The sequence below is a fragment of the Ktedonosporobacter rubrisoli genome (assembly GCF_004208415.1).
GTDB classification, from domain to species: domain Bacteria; phylum Chloroflexota; class Ktedonobacteria; order Ktedonobacterales; family Ktedonobacteraceae; genus Ktedonosporobacter; species Ktedonosporobacter rubrisoli.
On record NZ_CP035758.1, the window covers coordinates 213,339 to 231,387 of the forward strand.

An 18,049-nucleotide genomic window follows, 5' to 3' on the forward strand; every position below is an offset into this window, starting at 1 on the left:
ATGCTTAGCAAGAGCACACTGCATGCTAGACTGCAAAGGCATTCTTAACAGATATCTTGACATAAACTATTCGATCAAGTATATTTACCTTGACAAATATAATTTCTGCTCTTTTTACCCGCTTGTTTGCTCTGGTATAAAGAGATAGATAAGAAACTTTCATCAAACCTCATCCTAATGAAACATCGAGTTACCCTGCTAAAGGTAACTGCTCCTCGCTAAAGTAGAGAGCCAGGCATATCGTGCTTGAAAGGGGCAGGTGCGGTCATCTCTTTTTCGGGGCAGAGAAGGAAACTCCGCTAAATATTGATACATTTAAATATTAAGGAGAGGACAGATGTAGTATTAGAGGCTCATCAGCTAAGTGCAGCATATATTCATCAGCTGTACGTACGCTTCTGTGATCATCCCATCCTGAGATAATAGAGACGAAAAGGAAGGAAACCTATGGCACAATCGCAAGCTTCTCGCCAGTCAGTATCGCTGTGGACCAATCGCAATTATGTATTGTTATTAGCCGGACAATCATTCTCCCTCATAGGAGATTGGTTCTTTTTAGCGACCATCTCATTATGGATCATTGATCGGCTAGCGCGTGGTCAGTCCTGGCTTCCCCTGGCCGTAGGAGCCGTTCCGCTTATCGTGGCTTTTCCCTCGCTCATCCTGGGGCCGCTTGCGGGAGTCTTTGTCGATAGATGGGAGAGGCGAAAGACCATGCTCCTCACCGATTTGCTTCGCTGCGGTCTCGTGCTCCTTTTTGCCATAGCCATACTGTTCATCTCGGCGCCCGCCTGGCTGCTCGTGGGTTGTTACTGTATCTTGCTACTCTGCGCCTGTGGCTCGCAGTTCTTTGATCCGGCTCAGGTTGCCGTCATGAACGACTGTATCTTGCCCGAGCAGCGCCCCATGGCCTTCGGTTCGCTCAAACAAGCCCGCTACCTGGCGATAATTATTGGTCCGACCCTGGCCGCTCCACTCTATGTGGCCCTCGGGCCCTACTGGGCTTTCGGACTCAACGCAGCCTCTTATGGCATCTCCTTCCTGGTACTTCTCTTTGTTAGCGCTCCCCAATATAGCAAAGGTCAGGAGAAACAGGCCGGGTTCTGGCGCGAATTTGTGGAAGGGCTTCAATTTTTCCTCCGCAATCGCATTCTAGTAACTTTATTGACCACTGGTATGCTTTTCATGTTTGCATCCATGGCCTACAATACCTTCGAATTTCTCTATGGCGTAGAAAATTTACATATTTCTAATGGGCTTCTTGGGCTCTATGTCGCTTGTAATGGCCTGGGAGTCGTTATTGGCCTCCCGTTCGCTGCTTTCCTGGCCAGGCGGCTAGGAGAAGTCCAGCTGCTCTGGATGTTTCTCATCGGGAATGGGCTAAGTCTGGCTGCCCTTTCGCGCGTAAATACCATGCTCCCTGGAATGGTGTGCATATTCTTGATGGGTATCTTCAACACTGCCATCTTTGTCACGGTGCGCCCATTAACCATCCGTGTGACACCAGCTGAGTTTATTGGACGGGTAATGGCCTTCGAGACCCCAATGATCACTGTCGCTTCTTTACTGGGAGGTACCCTGGCGGGTATCCTGGCCTCAACTGTCTTGCTGCACTTCCATGCCACATTCGCCGGCTTCACCTTCCAACGCCTTGATACCATCTTTGCGCTAGCAAGCCTCATCATCATAGGTGCAGGTATCTTCGCCCGCCTCACGCTCTATCGCGAAGTGAAAAAGTTGAATGCACGCGAAACTGCAGCTAAAGAACAGCTAAGTTCAAATCCGGCCCCAGACAACATATCTGTCGCCCAGCATCCAGTCGCTCAGAAAGAGGAAGGAGACTACATAACAGATTAGAGAGATAAGAGACTTCTCTCATTATCTCCCCAGGTTCGCGCCAGAGGCTGCTGATATGCCTGACCATGGCGCGACTGAGCTCTCTAATGAAAGCTCAAGCAAAAGAGTGTGATAGGCATGTGCTAAAGCACGCCACTATTTTCCTTTTTTCCGTCCATGCTTCTAGCAATGGGCGGTTTGCTTATGTTATACTACATCTACAAAAGTGCCAACTCTCCAATAGAAAGGAGCGCTCTTATGCAACACAGATCAGGAATTAACAGATGGTGCATCCTTTCAGTTTTGGAGATTAGAGGCTTGCCCTAAGTCATTCATGCATGTTTCCTCCAAAACATTTCTTCAATCAGGCAGAAGATTGTGCCTTTTTCATGCCCTGAAATAGCGATGTGCCTTCAATATACTTAATGTTCTCCATAAGCATTAGATGCACTAGGTGTTATTGTGCTATTTTCACCATGCAAAGGAATAATTTCGTGGGAGATAAACAAAAACAGTTTCTAACTAAAGAAGAAGTGTTAGAGGTCAGCACACCCTTACCTCTGTGGCGTAATCGGGACTATCTGTTACTATGGAGCGGTCAGATCATTTCGCAGACTGGCTCCCAGGTATCACAGCTGGCTTTTCCTCTCCTAATACTTGCGCTAACTCATTCGCCTGCGCAGGCTGGAATTGCGGCCGCACTGCGTACCATTCCTTACCTGGTCCTCAGCCTGCCTGCAGGAGCCCTTGTGGATCGCTGGGATCGCAAGAAGCTGATGATCTTCTGTGACCTTGGACGTTTCTTGAGTATGACCAGCATCCTGCTAGCCCTGTTTCTCGGGCATCTCACCATCATCCAGGTGTATCTGGTCTCCATTCTAGAGGGAACCTTTTTCGTCTTCTTTGATCTAGCCGAAGTCAGCAGCCTTCCCCAGGTCGTCTCCAAAGAGCAATTACCGGCCGCCAGCGCCCAGAACATCGCGACCATGAATATTGCCATGCTCCTTGGCTCACCGCTGGGCGGCCTTCTCTATAGCGCCAATTGGGCATTTCCTTTTCTGGCAGATACGGTCTCTTATCTCTGCTCTGTCCTTTCGCTCTTTTTCGTCCGAACCTCATTTCAACAAGAACATGCAAGAAGCTCACGTGCTTTGAGAATAGAGGTCAAAGAAGGGCTAAAGTGGCTCTGGGAGCACAGGCTTATTCGCTCGCTGGCTATACTAATTTGTGGTCTCAACTTTATGACTGGGGGCATTACGCTGGTCATTATCGTTCTGGGACAGCATGTGCACGCCTCGGCGGTCGAGATCGGCGTCTTGCTTTCCGTGGCGGGTATCGCCGGAGTGCTGGGCTCGCTGGTAGCGCCGTTGCTGCGCCGTCGCCTGAGCTTCTCTGCCATCGCCATTATTACCCTATGGGCGCAGGCTCTACTTTCGCCGTTACTCATCCTGGCACCCAATTTGCTAGTCATTGCAATCCTGCTCTCTCTTCTCTTTTTTCTTTTCCCCATCTTCGACGTTGTGCAACGAAGTCTGCGTATGGCCCTGATTCCTGATGCATTGCAGGGTCGTATCAATAGCATCTACCGACTCATTGCCTTTAGTAGTAATCCTATCAGCCTGGCGTTGACAGGTTTCTTGCTTCAGAGCAAAGGAACTACCTTTACTATCCTCTTCATGGCTGGCGGCCTGCTGTTCCTAGCTCTTGCCGCTACCTTCAATCCACATCTACGTCGCGTAGATGCATAACCAGTGTTTTGAGAGACGGATCGGATCGGTCCATCTCTCAAGCCTTCAAAGATAGATCTGATATCTTCGTATAGAAGAAACGGCACGGCTTCCAGGCCCACTTTAATGTGCAGAGGCCTGGGGCTTCTGTCCAACCACGATAAACATCACTTTGGCCTGGAAGAAGAGCCCATCCCGCTCACGCTGTTCCAGCTCACTAAAGAATTCGCTAGCCTCCTGCTGAGATATCACTTCCTCCCGCTGCGCTGCAGCAAGCAAATCCTGCATCGCCTCGCGCTCCTCAAATGTGGTAAAGCAACGCACCATCGGGACAATTGACAACAGGTCGAGTCCGTGCCGCCTCATCAGGCCCGGCACTTGGCGCCCAATCCAGCTATTACGTCTATGCTCACTAAGAAAAGCCAGCACTCGACGGGTCAGCTCTCTATTCGCCATATCTAAAGCTCGCATGCCATGATCGATATCTATGATCAAAACACGCCCGCCGGGGCGCGTCACACGCACCATTTCCCCTATGGCCCGCGCTGGATCATCAAGGTGCTGCAAAACGCGCTCGGCTCGACAGCCATCGAACGAGGAATCAGCAAACGGTAGCTGAGTACAGTCTCCCTCGCTAAACTCAACTGGCGACACGGAACCTGCCCAACGCTTACGCGCCTGAGCAATCATCGTAACAGAGCTATCAAGCCCAATCACCTTGCCCGATGGGGCAACCAGCCTGGCCAGAGCATCCGCATCTTCGCCGGTGCCACATCCAATATCCAGAAGCTGGTGCCCTTGCTCTGGCGCTAATAGACGATAGCTTTGCTCTTTGATCAGCTGAATTTGTTGCTGGGTCCTTAGACCATCCAGATAGCTCACATATTGGTAAGGATCGAGGCTCTGATCAACCTGCCTAAAATCCCAAAGCTGATGTGAATGCGACATGCATTTTTCCTTTAGCTTTTCAACAGTAATAACCTTGTAACATATTCATCCTATGAACGTAATATAGTGTACAGTAATTTAGAGTCAGTAAAAATCAATTTAAAGAAAGCAGGATAGTTATTTCTATGGAACAACTGGAAAGAAGGCCTGAAAGATTTCGCGAGGGGCAAAGCGCTGAGTCACAGGCAAGCGAACCAGGCTGGTCAGAGACTAATTCGGAGGCTAGGACTTTCGAGCCAGGCTGGATGGATAACCGCGGGGAAAAGCTTCGCCCTCGCCCTCCTCGCAAACGCCGAAGCGGCCTTTGGATTTTCGCCATCATCGGCATCCTGGTTCTGCTTGGTGCTGCTTTCACATTCAACACTCATCCTTCTGAGCGTACCGCCAAAACTATCAGCCACGCGACCAAATCTCAAACCTTTACAGTATCAGGTACCCCTAAAGTAAACATTCATAACAATATAGGCCAGGTAGTTGTCCATCAAGGCGACGGCAACAATGTAATCGTTAATGTGTCACAATCAGTCAATGATGCACTAGACGACGCTGATACTATACCAGGGAACAATATAGGCTCTACACAAATCAAAACCGTACAAGATGGTGATATAATAAATGTAACAAATTCTGGATTATTCTCAGCCAGCGATCGTAACGATACGCAAGATGCAATTCTTGACATAACCGTACCTGCAGCTAGCGATATCCAGATTGATAATCAAGCAGGAAATATCAAGATAGAGGGCGTGAATGGCCAGGTTAAAGCCAGCACGAAGATAGGGGAAATCGACGCCGAGAACGTCACGCTCAAAGGAGATTCTAGTTTGGAGACACAGGCGGGAGCCATTATATTCAACGGCAAACTCGATTCCACAAGTACAGACCTGTTCAATACAAAGACAGGAAAAGTTGATGTTACTTTGCCCAATGATGCAGCTTTTCAACTGCAGACTTCAACCAAGATTGGCAAGGTGAACAACGAGTTTGGAGGCTCAAATGCTGGAAGTGGCCAGCAAGCCCAACTGAAGATTAAGACCCAAATAGGCGAGATAAACCTTCATAAAGGCTCCTAAATCCTGGCATAACTAGTTCTATAGAATGCTTTCCAATTGTTCGTGCTATGCTTCATACTCACCTTTCCTGAAAGCAAGGACAGGTTACATATATGTAGCCTGTTCTTGTTCTTTGCGACAAACAACTCACAAATAAAGCAGCTACTTTAATGCTACAACAAGAGAGGAAAATCGTTCATGAAATCGCCACTCAAAGATGACAATGCTCTCATTCGCGCCGTGTTATGGGAGCAATGGAATCTTGAAGTGAGAGGCATCTATTTTATTCCGATTGGCGATTCTGCCTACTCCTATCGTCTGGAGGTAGAACCGGATCAATGGTATTATCTCAAGGTAGTTGACCGAGAGTCCTATGCTGGGCAAAGAGTAGCGGCTCATATGAACTTTTCGCTGCCACTGCAACAGCTGGTCGCCAAACAATATCTTGCGAAGGTGAGCGCCCCATTGCCCCAGGCGACCATAACAGGGACACTTCACGCGCTGCATGGCCCATTTCTCTTTGCTCTCTACACCTTTATCCAGGGCGAGACGCTCGCTGACGCCTATCCAATGACGCCTGCCCTGATCCAGCGAATTGGCCAGGCTCTGGCCTCCGTACACACGATCCAACTCCCCGAAGCTCTGCGGCATCGGTCACCTCAGGATAGTCTGACAGCTCCTTTCGAGGATACCCTCCTTCCCGATCTGGCAGCCCTCGAAAACATCTCTGCACATGATGCCCCCTCTCTCCAGCGACTCCGCGAGATTGTCTGGCCGCGGCGTAAATACATCCAGGCGTTTCTGGCCCATAGCCAGGAGTATGCAAGAAAAGCGCAGCAAACGCCTGCCGCCTCGGTGATATGTCATGGAGATGCCTGGGGTGGAAATATGATTCTCTCACCTTCAGGGCAACTCACGCTCCTTGATTGGGAATCGGCAGTGATAGCCCCTCCAGAGCGCGACGCCTTCATGTATATGGGCTCGGATTTTGCCGCCTTTAATACAGGCTATCGGACGATTCACCAGAAACCAACGCATTGGCACACTTCCTGGCTGGCCTACTACGCCTACCGCATCCAATTGAGAAACCTGGCCCACTGGCTCCATAACATACTTCACGAGCCATTAGATGAGGTGCAACGGGGCAATGATATCACCATGATCGAATATCATTGCTTGGACCGATGGGAGGGTGTGGAACGCGCAGCTCAAGAGCTAGAGGCACGCAGCATTGACGGACTCATTTGAGCATTGGCAACTATGGAATGGCCTATGAGCGAGATCGGAGGCCGCTGTAGGCCTTTGAGTCAACGGGCCGGCATCGGAGTCGTCTCAGAAACTCGATTCAGGCAAGCTCCTTTGCTGCCATGCTCCGATGGCAGCTTTTCACACAGCCGACCGGATCAAGTATGCCAATCCGCTCATAGTAACGTAGCATATGGGTACTCAGACCGATGCGCTACACAACTTGCTTAATGGTGAGTAGTTCAATATCCATGAAGAGAGTGTAAAACTTTGCGTGCGCTCAAAGTCAATTCAATAAGGAACAGTTTGACAGCCGTTCCAGTTTCCTTGTTCTGTCAACTCAAGCAGATGATGAGTCAAGATGGTTCTCATTTTCCATGAGCAAGGCACAATACGTTGTTTTGCCGATGCGTTCGCCTAATCAATATAACAGACTCTCATGCAGGAGAGCAAAGAAAGCTATTTTAAAGTGTGGTTTTTAAGAGGGAAGCACAGGAGAGCCGATATAAATAAAGAGATAGCAATGTACCTGGACAGGCATAACGCGTCAGCAGCAAAATGCTCGCGTCGATTTTGCTTTCTACATTCATTCAAAGGGAGGAATTACCTGTGCAATTTGCAGATATCGTCCTTGTTGTTGGGGGAACATTAACAGGGCTACTCGCTGGAGTGTTCTACGCTTTTAGCGTGGCCATCGTACCGGCGCTCCGGAGCATAAAGGGGGAATCCCATATCGCGGCCATGCAAGCAATCAATGTAAAGATTGAAAATCCAGTATTCTTTCTAAGCTTTTTTGGTCCAACCTTTCTCCTGCCCCTCGCGGCTTTTCTTTATCGGGGCCTGCCTCAATTCGGCCTGCTGGTAGTGGCTTCCATTCTGCACATCGTTGGGGCAAATGGTGCGACCATTGCGGGAGACATCCCCTTGAATAACGAGCTAGCCAAACGGGACGCCTATCAGCTTTCCGAAGCCGAAGCCGAGCAGATCCGCACAGAGTTCCAGAGGCCAGGGTCAGCCTGGATGAAATTCCATCATATCCGTACTTTTGCCGCAATTGCGGCAACGGCTCTCGTGTTTATCGCTTGCCTATCAAAGAATACGTCAAGGTGAGGTTGTTTGTACAGAAGGTGGCTCTTCTAGAGACATGCAAGGGTGAAGTGTAGCGTCAAATTAATAATTCATCAATATTCTACTAGACATCAACTCAAAGGTGAACATGTCCCCTTATCCAGCTTCTCAGCGGGCTTGAGCAACTCCTCTTGTTCCAAGGGCAAGGGCGTGAGAGCAACCTTGACAGCAGCCAGTCGAGATGGATTGCTCAGACAGGCGGCTTCGTGCTCCACAGCCTCTTGGTGCATGCCAGGTAAGACATGGGCGGGCATAGAGCCACAAGGTCATGGAGATATCGCTGTGGCCTAAGAGTTCCTTGACCACTTTGGGATGAATCCCTCACGCTAGGAGCATCGTGGCCACCGAGTGGCGCAGATCATGGAAGGTCACTTGGGGCAACCCTGCTGTGACCAACAGTTGGCGAAAATGCTGGTAGAGCAAGTGGCCAGCGCTCAGGGGTGTTCCTTTGCGGGTACAAAAGACCAGATTCTGCTCTTGCCAGCCTGGCCCGGCCCGTCGCTGTTCCTCCTCTTGCCGCTCTCGATGCAAGATGAGGGCTCGTATCGCCAGTTCGGTGAGGGTAAGGCGTCGTTGGCTGCTTGCCGTCTTGGGAGGCGTACTGACAAAGCCTTGCTTCGGGATAGAGCCCAGCGTGCGTTGAACCAGCAGACTGCGGGCAGCAAGATCCACATCGCTCCAACGCAGGCCTAAGAGCTCCCCTTCACGCATCCCTGTGGTGCAGACCAGGACATAGAGCGCTTCGAGCCGATTGCCTTTGACGACTGACAAGAGCTGGCCCAGTTGCTCAGGCGTGAGCACCAGGCGTTCTTCTTGGCGCCTGTGGGGAGGATCAAGCTGGTCAGCGACATTGCGGACAACGAGCTCCCAACGCACGGCATCACGAAGCGCATGATGCAGCACTTCGTGCAACCGGGCAATCGAGGAGGTTGCGGCGCCGGCAGCTCGTCGGTGCTGATAGAGCTGCTGGAGGTGCCGCACCGTGAGTTGTGCTAAGTGCAGGTGTCCAAGCATGGGCAGAATATGCAGCCGGATATCTTGTTCATAGGCCAGGTACGTACGAATACCCCGAGTGGGACGAATGGTCTCCTCCACCCAGGTGCTCAGATTGTCTCGCAAGCTGGGGTCAGTGACGAAAAGCTTGCCTTGATCGCGGGCGACCACGGCAGCATTTTTGGCAGCCAGAGCTTCTCGCTGGGTGGCAAAACACAATGTTTTGCGGCTGCCATCACGCTTGCCGATGGCAGCGATCCATTTGCCATCGCGCTTGCGTTGATAGACGGAGCCTTCTCCATTGGCACGTTTCTTCATCGTAACGATGGTCCTTTCCTCTCTCGTGGTGCCAGCAAGAAGCGGTGCTTCCTGCTGTCCAGGAGTCTGCTCCGTCTGCTGCTCTCCTGAAAGCACATTTCTAGCAGAGCACAGACGGCTTGTGCTGTTCCTGGCTCTGCCCGCTCTGTCTCAGCATGCGGTGGGTTTCGTCGCAAGGAACGTGTGAAGCGCGCCATCCCTTTTGCAGGTGCGCTGCATCGTCTGCGCTCTGCGCCTGGCTGCAGCCAGCAGATCTTTCCTGCTCACATGCCTCTGGGGTCCTGGTTCTCCCAGCCGTGGGGAGAGGCAGGAGGGCGCTGTCTGGGAGCACGCCGCTTGCCACGTGAGATGCAGGGTGGTGGGGACTGGCAGGGAGCTTGGTGCTGCTGACGCTGCTGCAGCCAGGCAGAGAGTGCCGGAGGCCAGACGCGCACAGCGCGACCAAGATGCTGGACGGGCAAGCCCTCCTTGCGAATGAGACGGTAGAGGGTGGCCCGACTGATCTGTAACTGCTCTGCCGTCTGTTGGAGGGTCAGCAGCTGCGGCACGTCGGAAGCTGCCTCGTGCAGGGCTTGTGGCTGCGGCTCATGGGATGTGTTCGACATGTTGCGGCTTTTCCGTGTTCTCAAGAGGGGGTGAGGGACAGCGCATTCACCCTGGTTGGGCCATCTGGCTTGGCAGAGAAGTGCTGCCACTCGTGCCACCCAGCCCTCTCGATCGAGCCACCATGTGCTCGCTCCTGGCTCGCGCTGCAGGTAGAGCAGGTGTACAAGGCAGCTGCAGCTTAAGGAAGCCAGTTCAGCGTTTGTGTATCCTGACCTTTCACACTCCTGCGAGGCTACCCGCTCATCATTGACCGACAACATCGTGCAGGTAGTCGATGATGAGCTCCTGGTCTAGGTTCCCACCTGTGAGTCCAATGTAGCCGTCAGGACGCACGAGGACCAATGCGGCATCAGAAATGCCATAAGCCTGATAGGCGTGTCCAGCGCTATCGACGAGGGTGTACCTATCGTAGGTGTCTCTGTTACCTGCGCGTATGACCCTGTAAGCACGCAGGAGGTTGCTCTCTACAGTGGGAAGCCATGACACGGGCTGGTCGCTGAAGACGAGCAACGTGAAGTGTGTCCCTTGGAACACCTCGAAGAACCGAACCGGCTCACCGCTTTCTGCACGCAGGCATGGAGCGTCGGGAGCGCGATCACCAGCACGGATTCCTGTCGTGTCATCCAGGTCGCGGGAAAGCCTGCTGCTTCCATAGCTCACACTCAGTTGGGTTGGATCGACAGCGGAATCCTTGTTGAGAATCGCATTGGTGATGGATTCTGCAGCAGCAGAGGCACCGCCGGGACCAGCGAGGTTCTGGGCTGACATCGTGATCAGATTCTGCCGGACAATGGGAAGGCGTTCGGCCTGATAGGTCTCCAGAAGAGCGTTCGGTGCTCCTTTGAGAACGAGGGCCAGTTTCCAGCTCAGGTTGTAGGCATCCTGAATGCTCATGTTCATCCCTTGCTCTTGTCCAACATGAGCGGCATCCCCTGCGAGCAAGACGCGACCGCTACGGTAACGGTCCACCACGCGCAGGTTCCGTCGGTAGAGCGACTGCCAGGTGAGATGGCTGAATTGGACGCCAGGCATCCCGATGCGCTCCTCGAAGAGCGCCTGGAACGTTTCAAGGGTTGGAGTGGGCAAGGTGCCATGCTTGCCTGATGAGACAGTGGCAACAAAGAGCCAGGTGGCGGCTTTGATCATGGATTGCAGCGACACATATCCCCAGCTTGCATCGGTCCAGGTATGCCAATATCCCTTGTCCAATCCGTTGACACTGAGATTACCCAACAGATAAGAGATCTCATCGTCCCAGGTTTCACCCAGAAAGGGGATCATGGCACCTTTGCGAACCGTGCTCGCCCCTCCATCACAGCCGACCAAGTAATTGGCCTTGATCACCTCGCGTTTGCCTGCGCGTATTACCTCCGCTGTGATATGATCACGATCTTGTGTGAAGCTGATCAATCGACAGTCTCGTTCTACCTCGACACCAAAGGATGCCAGGCGCTCACGTAGCACGGTATCGGTCACCTGTTGGCTCACCATGAGAGAGGATCGGTAAGGAGCATCGGGGGTGGGAAGCGTGGCCGGATCGATGCTCCAAGCCGGATCAACCTCGCGCACGAGATGGTTGTCACGATCATAGAAGCGAGAAGGAAGGAAGGGTTCGGCAGAGGCAGAGAGTGCTTCGAGCAGACCCAGATCGAAGAATATTTCCTGGGTACGCGCACCAATGCCCCTGGCACGCGTCCCTGTGGGAAAAACGCTTAACTTCTCAATGATGCGACAGGAGATGCCGCGACGGGCGAGATCAATGGCAAGGGTGAGGCCTGCTGGTCCCGCTCCAACAACGAAGACGTCGAGAGATGGTATGGTGGTCATGGCAGAAGTTTCCCCTTTCAGTTGCGCACTGTCTCTCCGATGGAGGCCGTGCATCTATCTGTCTGTGTATTGCAACACGTTCCTAGATATGTGATAGAATGTTTCTTACAAGAAGCATAGGCGAAGGAGAGACGAGAAGCAAGAATCAGCTTCGCCACAATGCTGCATATGCAACAAGGAAGCAAAAATGACGCACGAGCAGACGGATTTACGGGTGAGACGAACCCAGATGAACTTGCGCGAAGCCTTGATTGACCTGATTGAGGAAAAAGGGTTCGATGCCGTGACCGTGGGAGACATTGCCGAGCGGGCGATGGTGAACCGGGCGACGTTCTATCGCCATTACCCGGACAAATACGCTTTAGTCACTGGCATTTTTGAAGAAGCAGTCAAGCAGATGTTGCGCGAGATTCCCCTTCCAGAAAGCTTTGGGGCAATCACTCCGGCTTCTAGTGCAACGGAGGACGAAGCCAGGCAACACGATGCGGCATTAGCGGTCTGGTCAGCCCTCTTCGAGCACCTCGCCAGGCACGCAAGGCTCTACCAGGTAATGCTTGGGAAACGCGGGAGTTCCTGGTTTACTGCCCAAGTGCGCGACTCCTTTGCAGAGGCCATCCGAAGCCGCGCCAAGATACTCGCGAAACTGGGATTGAGCGTGAGAGCAACCGATGACCCGAACGTCGCTCCATTGGAGTTCGTGATCCTGTGCCTGGCGAACTGGTTTGTGGGAGTGCTGAGCTGGTGGATAGAGAATGGGATGCTCTCCTCTCCTCAGCAGATGGCGAGATGGAGCGCACGCACCGCCTACGCAATCGCTGGAGCCGTTACACCGACCACTCCGAATGAGCAATGATCTTTTTGGCTTCCCTTCCCCAAATGCATGGCTCAAAAGACGTTATTTGCCATCTGTAAACGTCTACCTTCTCTTGTATCAAAAGCCGAGAGAAGATCGCAGCGATGAAGAAGTGTCCCATTTTAGATGTGTAGTGCTAGGAATGGTCTAAGACCTTGACGACGGGATATCCCAACCGCTGAGGGTCAGGTGTGGGGGGTTGTCACTGAGGAGCAGCGTGAAGCAACATCCTTCCAGGGAGGGGGAACTACCTCTCTCAGAGCATGATGATGCGCACCAGCGGCGAGAGCTGCGCACACAGGGAAACGGGAAGGGAGCTTGGTTTTTGAACTGCTTGCGACCTTTTGGGAGGCTCGGGAACGCGCCAGCGAGGGTGGGGCCAAGCGCCACCCCTGCTCGAAGTGCCGCAGGGCCTGGCAGCAACGCTGACAGCGACCACCAAAGATCAACTGATCTCCCAGGAGATATCAAGAACCAACTTCGCCATGGGGTGTGCTTCCAGAGACATGCAGAGGTGCAGTGTAGCGTCAAATTAATAATTCATCAATGTTAGGCTATATTTCATGTAACTAAGCCAGCTTCAGAAACGTGATAGGGTCGTGCTGCCATAACTTCTTCGTAAGACAAAGAAGGAGCTTACAGCTAATCTTTCATAATTCTGTTGAGAAGACAGCTTAACTAGAAGGAGACTCTTGCGTGTCTGATCAATCCCAGCTCAACGAGAACAGTAAAAAGCAGAGCCTGGATACTGTACGGGAAAATGCCGAGAAGCAGTATCTCACGACAAACCAGGGAGTCCGCATTCCTCATACAGACGACTCACTCAAAGCAGGTGAGCGCGGCCCTACTTTGCTCGAAGACTTCCATTTACGTGAGAAGATCATGCATTTCGACCACGAGCGCATACCCGAGCGCGTAGTACACGCTCGTGGGGCCGGGGCGTACGGCTATTTTCAGGTCTATGAATCTATGGCAGAGTATACACGGGCCAGCTTCTTACAAAATCCGGCCGAGAAAACGCCAGTATTCGTGCGCTTCTCTACAGTTGTAGGCTCGCGCGGCTCAGCTGATACGGTGCGCGACGTACGCGGCTTTGCGACAAAGTTTTACACATCTGATGGCGTCTTTGACCTGGTAGGTAACAATTTCCCAATCTTCTTCATTCAGGATGCAATTAAGTTTCCAGATCTGGTCCATGCAGTTAAGCCAGAGCCTGACAATGAGATGCCTCAGGCAGCCACAGCCCATGATACGGCCTGGGATTTCTTCTCCCTACTTCCCGAAGCAACCCATATGACAATGTGGCTTCTTTCTGATCGTGCACTTCCGCGTAGCTTCCGCATGATGGAAGGCTTTGGTGTCCATACCTTTCGCTTTATCAACGCGCAAGGGCGCGCACGCTTCGTCAAGTTCCATTGGAAGCCAGCTCTTGGCGCCCACTCAATGACCTGGGACGAAACCCAAAAGATGGCCGGACAAGATCCCGATTGGTTGCGGCGTGATCTTTGGGAGGCCATCGAGATGGGAGATTACCCGGAATACGAGCTTGGTGTGCAGCTCTTTGAGGAAAGTGATGAGTTCGCCTTCCCATTTGATATATTGGACGCCACCAAGATCATACCCGAAGAGCTAGTCCCCGTAAGACGTATTGGAAAGCTTACCCTGAATCGCAATCCTGACAACTTTTTTGCCGAGACTGAACAGGTAGCCTTTCATCCGGGTCACGTTGTCTCGGGCATCGATTTCACAAATGATCCGCTCTTACAGGGTCGTCTCTTCTCCTACCTCGATACGCAACTTATTCGCCTGGGTGGCCCTAACTTTGCTGAAATCCCAGTGAATCGCCCTCTGGCTCCAGTCCACAACAATCAGCGCGATGGTTATATGCGTCAGACGATTAATACCGAGAAAGCCAGTTACTTCCCTAACTCCCTAAGTCAGGGTTGTCCAATGCTCGCCCCCGAGTCGGCTCATGGCTACGTCCATTACAGCGAGAAGATTAACGCCCCTACGGTACGTACACGCAGTGATAGCTTCAAGGACTACTTCAGCCAGGCTACACTTTTCTGGAAGAGCCTTTCGCCGGCCGAACAAGATCATCTGGTTGCAGCAGCCCATTTCGAGCTAGGTAAGGTTGAATCCAGGGCGATTCGTGAACGTATGGTGGGATTGTACGCTCATGTTGATCACGATCTAGCCAGGCGTATCGCCGAGGGCATAGGCGTCAACATCCCACAGGATAATCCGCGACCTGGCGTGCTCCCTCCGCAGGGCCGTCGCTCAGTTGAGCGCTCAGCCGCGCTCAGCCTGGAGAACTCGGCAAAAAATTCAATCAAGAGCAGGCGCATAGCTATTCTGGCAGCCGATGGAGTTGATGAGGGTACAATACAGAACATAAAGAAGGCGCTGGAGGAACGAGGGGCGCATACGACATTGATAGCACCCAGGCTGGGCACAATCAAAGGAAAATCTGGCCAGGAACTAGCTGTTGATCAAAGCTCTCCAACCACAAGCTCTATTATGTATGATGCAGTCTTTATCCCCAACGGCCAGCAGGGTATAGATCAGCTGCTCAAGCAAGGGTCTGCCCGCCATTTTGTGGCCGAAGCCTACAAGCATGGCAAGGCAATTGCAGCCATTGGCGAAGGGATCGAGCTGCTCAAACAAGTGGATATTCCTAACCTCTCATTGAGCGGGACAAGCTCAAATGGAACATTGGTCAATGCTGCGGGCGTCATTACAGCGCAGAAGACGTCAGATTTCCAGGCCCTGGCAGAACAGTTTGCCCAGGCTATCGCTCAGCATCGCCACTGGACCCGTCAAGAAGAGTTAGTGCCAGCATAAGCACTGACAAGTGAGCGCGGCAGGCAAATAAAAGGACTTTTAAGGCTTGCTTAATGGCCAAACGCCGCAAGCCGCGCTCAACTTTTCTACAGCTGTCTTCATAAAGACTGAACCATGTGACAAAATAAGGATATGCGAGCATATTCTCAAGACCTGCTATGGCTCCGCATGTTGCATACAGTTGACCAGGGAACGACGTGTGCAGAGATCATCGAGCTCTTTGCGGTGTCTCGATCCACAATCAAGCGCTACCTTAAACTGAGACGCGAAACCGGTGATGTGAAGCCCAAGGCCATAGCAGGGCGCTCATCCGAGATCGGGGCTGCGTTCCAAGCTGGACGGCTCTCGTACCTCGACGCGCCCCCGCTGCAACTCTCATCAAGCCTTGCCAGTTCTGGGAAACCACACACGGCACCCAGGTCAGTTCCGCGACCATGAGTCGTGCGATCAAGCACCTGAACTGGACCAGGAAGCAAAAGACAATACGGGCAAGTGAGCAGGATACCCTTGGATAGTTTATTCATTGTGGTTACCACTCAGACCCAGCTTCGTCTTGCCAGGTGGAAAGTGCTTCTTTGTGAGAAGTCATCTCATGTGGATAAGTACCAAGGCCAATCATTTGAGCCCCAAAAGATGGAGGAACAACATGCCTCGATTGCTTCTCTCAGGTGGAGGGAGTGCAGAAGACTCCTTCTTGCTTGATCAGTTGCTTGTTCAACTCACAGCCAGAGGGCCAATGCTCTATTTGCCCATTGCTCTGGACCCTCATCAAAGGCCATATGCCTCTTGCTATCAATGGATTCGATCTGTCTTTACCCCTTTAGGCCATGATTGCATCACCATGTGGAGTGATATCTCAGCAGCCAAGACAGAAGAAGATTTGAAGCCCTTTGTGGCACTTTATATCGGTGGAGGGAATACATTTAAACTGCTGCGTGATCTCAAACAAGCAAGATTTGATCAAGCCATACGGTCCTTTCTTCAGCATGGAGGCATCGTCTATGGCGGAAGTGCCGGGGCCATTATTTGCGGCCGGGACATTTCCACTGCTTCATTCCTTGATCATAATGACGTTGGACTGGAAGACACAACAGGACTGGATTTGCTCCAGGGAGCTTCAGTCTGGTGCCATTATCAATCGGCAGATGACCAGCAGATCTTCAGTTTGGCTTCGCACTTGCAGCATCCAATCATTGCCTTGAGCGAGAAAACGGGAGTATATGTGCAAGACAATATTGTGCTTGCTGTTGGGTTTGAGCCTGTTGTGGTCTTTCATCATGACATTCAACGAACCTTCCCTCCATCATCGGTGGTCCTCATTGAATAGAGATGAAAGAGCATGGAAGCTGGCTTCTCCATAAGCCACATTTTTCTCCTGTTGCGGTGGCGCTCTTCGTAAAGAAGCTTTTCGACGAGGTTTCGCTGCTCCTGATTTTGAACGCCACTCGCAAACCGCCATTGCAGACCAACAATTTCTCAAGAGCTTGGTGATAGCTGGCTCAATTGTTTCGAAAACTACCGGTAGGAGCCTATAGCCATTCCAGTGTCAAGCAAGGATTGCAGCTACTTGAGAAGCGCGGAAAGCGCATCAACGCTCAGGCTCTCTTCTTTCTCGCCAGACGATCTTTAGATATCGCACTCAGGCGAGAGAGCAGCAATATGCCGCACAAAAGCTGAGCGATACGCATAGAGCGCAGGCATTCCACCTGTATGAAGAAAGAGGACAGTATCTTCCTTCGTAAAACGTCCCTGACGCACCAAACCAATTAATCCTGCTGCCCCTTTCCCAGCATAGACCGGATCGAGCACAAGGCCTTCGAGCTGAGCAAACAAAGAAACCGCTTCCACCATCTCTGGAGTTGGTATGCCATATCCTGGCCCGGCATAGCCTGCAACGACCTCAATGCGCTCATCGAGCGACGCAGGCCTGTGACGAAGATAGGTTGCAAGCTCATTGGAGAGATGCACCACATCTCGACGCACTCGCTCGGGCTCTGCATCTATATCGATCCCAAGAATATGTATAGCAGGCAATAGTGTAGCAGCACCGACGACCAGGCCGGCTTGCGTGCCGCTGCTTCCGCTGGCATGGACGATGGCATCGAATGAACAGGCATGCGACTGCATTTGCATAACCAGTTCCAGCACACAATTAACATACCCAAGTGCTCCCAAAACATTGGAGACTCCATAGGGAATGATATATGGCTTCTTGCCCTGTTGCCGTAGCTTGTCCGCAAGCTGTTGCATGAAAACAACGCGATCCTCTTTAACCGAGCAGGGATAAGCTTTCATTCTAAAGAGAGCATCCAGGAGCATATTGCCGCTTTCTTGATAATCTGGATCGACATTGGGAACCCGGTCAGTAATCACGGCGGCATGAAAATCGAGGCCGAGCCTGGCGGTAGCAGCTGCAATCTGACGCAGGCTGTTCGATTGCACTACTCCTGCTGAGACAATAGTATCCGCCCCTTGCCCGAGCGCTTCGGCCAGAACAAACTCCAGCTTGCGTACTTTGTTGCCTCCCAGGCCCAAACCTGTTAAGTCATCTCGCTTCACGTAAATGCGCGGCCCATCAAGATAAGCTGAGAGGCGAGGACAATACTGCAATGGGGTCGGTAGCTCGGCAAGATTGATACGTGGCGTTGCCAGGAGAGTATCGCGCATAGGTC

The 18,049-nt window shown here is 52.0% G+C and carries 14 protein-coding genes; 9 read left to right on the forward strand and 5 right to left on the reverse strand.

The genetic code is table 11. The annotated features are described in order from the left end of the window. Nucleotides 1–447: 447 nt before the first annotated feature. Both EPA93_RS00985 and EPA93_RS00990 read left to right on the forward strand, forming a co-directional pair. Nucleotides 448–1,857, forward strand: coding sequence for an MFS transporter (locus tag EPA93_RS00985; protein ID WP_129885238.1), 1,410 nt, complete (start codon nucleotides 448–450; stop codon nucleotides 1,855–1,857). A 473-nt stretch (nucleotides 1,858–2,330) separates the two neighbouring features. Beyond that, the gene (locus tag EPA93_RS00990) at nucleotides 2,331–3,584 is read left to right on the forward strand and encodes an MFS transporter (protein WP_165422780.1); all 1,254 of its coding nucleotides are present in this window, start codon (nucleotides 2,331–2,333) and stop codon (nucleotides 3,582–3,584) included. 102 nt (nucleotides 3,585–3,686) lie between these two features. On the opposite strand, the gene EPA93_RS00995 is transcribed toward EPA93_RS00990, so the two are convergent. Continuing rightward, nucleotides 3,687–4,511, reverse strand: a complete 825-nt coding sequence (locus tag EPA93_RS00995) for a methyltransferase domain-containing protein (protein WP_129885240.1) — start codon at nucleotides 4,509–4,511, stop codon at nucleotides 3,687–3,689. Nucleotides 4,512–4,636: 125 nt separating this feature from the next. Between EPA93_RS00995 and EPA93_RS01000 the strand changes: the two genes are divergently transcribed. The 3 genes from EPA93_RS01000 to EPA93_RS01010 all read left to right on the forward strand — a co-directional run bounded on the left by EPA93_RS01000 (nucleotide 4,637) and on the right by EPA93_RS01010 (nucleotide 7,918). Beyond that, a complete protein-coding gene (locus EPA93_RS01000; RefSeq protein ID WP_129885241.1) occupies nucleotides 4,637–5,584 on the forward strand; it encodes a DUF4097 family beta strand repeat-containing protein in 948 nt (315 codons plus the stop codon). 177 nt (nucleotides 5,585–5,761) lie between these two features. Further along, complete coding sequence (locus EPA93_RS01005) at nucleotides 5,762–6,811, forward strand: aminoglycoside phosphotransferase family protein (RefSeq protein WP_129885242.1); 1,050 nt, start codon at nucleotides 5,762–5,764, stop codon at nucleotides 6,809–6,811. A gap of 606 nt (nucleotides 6,812–7,417) precedes the next feature. After that, on the forward strand, nucleotides 7,418–7,918 hold the full coding sequence (locus EPA93_RS01010; RefSeq protein WP_165422781.1) for an anthrone oxygenase family protein: 501 nt from the start codon (nucleotides 7,418–7,420) through the stop codon (nucleotides 7,916–7,918). Nucleotides 7,919–8,257: 339 nt separating this feature from the next. Here the strand turns inward: EPA93_RS01010 and EPA93_RS01015 are convergent, their stop codons facing one another. From EPA93_RS01015 to EPA93_RS01025, 3 genes are all read right to left on the reverse strand, one after another. After that, complete coding sequence (locus tag EPA93_RS01015; protein ID WP_129885244.1) at nucleotides 8,258–9,247, reverse strand: site-specific integrase; 990 nt, start codon at nucleotides 9,245–9,247, stop codon at nucleotides 8,258–8,260. Nucleotides 9,248–9,510: 263 nt separating this feature from the next. Beyond that, nucleotides 9,511–9,852 carry a helix-turn-helix domain-containing protein gene (locus EPA93_RS48150; RefSeq protein ID WP_165422782.1) on the reverse strand — a complete coding sequence of 114 codons (342 nt, stop codon included), beginning with the start codon at nucleotides 9,850–9,852 and terminating at the stop codon, nucleotides 9,511–9,513. Between the two features lie 244 nt (nucleotides 9,853–10,096). Further along, complete coding sequence (locus EPA93_RS01025; RefSeq protein WP_165422783.1) at nucleotides 10,097–11,680, reverse strand: FAD-dependent monooxygenase; 1,584 nt, start codon at nucleotides 11,678–11,680, stop codon at nucleotides 10,097–10,099. A 187-nt stretch (nucleotides 11,681–11,867) separates the two neighbouring features. Here EPA93_RS01025 and EPA93_RS01030 point away from each other — a divergent pair, with 187 nt between their 5' ends. From EPA93_RS01030 to EPA93_RS01045, 4 genes are all read left to right on the forward strand, one after another. After that, nucleotides 11,868–12,533, forward strand: coding sequence for a TetR/AcrR family transcriptional regulator (locus EPA93_RS01030; protein ID WP_129885247.1), 666 nt, complete (start codon nucleotides 11,868–11,870; stop codon nucleotides 12,531–12,533). Between the two features lie 696 nt (nucleotides 12,534–13,229). Continuing rightward, entirely contained in the window at nucleotides 13,230–15,377 is a 2,148-nt protein-coding gene (locus EPA93_RS50215; protein ID WP_129885248.1) for a catalase, read from the forward strand. Between the two features lie 132 nt (nucleotides 15,378–15,509). Next, entirely contained in the window at nucleotides 15,510–15,815 is a 306-nt protein-coding gene (locus tag EPA93_RS01040; protein WP_129885249.1) for a helix-turn-helix domain-containing protein, read from the forward strand. A gap of 208 nt (nucleotides 15,816–16,023) precedes the next feature. Continuing rightward, nucleotides 16,024–16,704, forward strand: coding sequence for a Type 1 glutamine amidotransferase-like domain-containing protein (locus tag EPA93_RS01045; protein ID WP_165422784.1), 681 nt, complete (start codon nucleotides 16,024–16,026; stop codon nucleotides 16,702–16,704). Between the two features lie 299 nt (nucleotides 16,705–17,003). Here EPA93_RS01045 and EPA93_RS01050 read toward each other — a convergent pair whose 3' ends face one another. Next, complete coding sequence (locus tag EPA93_RS01050) at nucleotides 17,004–18,044, reverse strand: D-cysteine desulfhydrase family protein (protein ID WP_129885251.1); 1,041 nt, start codon at nucleotides 18,042–18,044, stop codon at nucleotides 17,004–17,006. Nucleotides 18,045–18,049 lie beyond the last annotated feature (5 nt).

What these genes read in the sequence shown, in the direction of transcription:
- EPA93_RS00985 (WP_129885238.1), top strand. Translation starts at nt 448, where the DNA reads ATGGCACAATCGCAAGCTTCTCGCCAGTCAGTATCGCTGTGGACCAAT.
- EPA93_RS00995 (WP_129885240.1), bottom strand. Translation starts at nt 4,511, where the DNA reads ATGTCGCATTCACATCAGCTTTGGGATTTTAGGCAGGTTGATCAGAGC.
- EPA93_RS01000 (WP_129885241.1), top strand. Translation starts at nt 4,637, where the DNA reads ATGGAACAACTGGAAAGAAGGCCTGAAAGATTTCGCGAGGGGCAAAGC.
- EPA93_RS01005 (WP_129885242.1), top strand. Translation starts at nt 5,762, where the DNA reads ATGAAATCGCCACTCAAAGATGACAATGCTCTCATTCGCGCCGTGTTA.
- EPA93_RS01015 (WP_129885244.1), bottom strand. Translation starts at nt 9,247, where the DNA reads ATGAAGAAACGTGCCAATGGAGAAGGCTCCGTCTATCAACGCAAGCGC.
- EPA93_RS48150 (WP_165422782.1), bottom strand. Translation starts at nt 9,852, where the DNA reads ATGTCGAACACATCCCATGAGCCGCAGCCACAAGCCCTGCACGAGGCA.
- EPA93_RS01025 (WP_165422783.1), bottom strand. Translation starts at nt 11,680, where the DNA reads ATGACCACCATACCATCTCTCGACGTCTTCGTTGTTGGAGCGGGACCA.
- EPA93_RS01030 (WP_129885247.1), top strand. Translation starts at nt 11,868, where the DNA reads ATGACGCACGAGCAGACGGATTTACGGGTGAGACGAACCCAGATGAAC.
- EPA93_RS01040 (WP_129885249.1), top strand. Translation starts at nt 15,510, where the DNA reads ATGCGAGCATATTCTCAAGACCTGCTATGGCTCCGCATGTTGCATACA.
- EPA93_RS01045 (WP_165422784.1), top strand. Translation starts at nt 16,024, where the DNA reads ATGCCTCGATTGCTTCTCTCAGGTGGAGGGAGTGCAGAAGACTCCTTC.
- EPA93_RS01050 (WP_129885251.1), bottom strand. Translation starts at nt 18,044, where the DNA reads ATGCGCGATACTCTCCTGGCAACGCCACGTATCAATCTTGCCGAGCTA.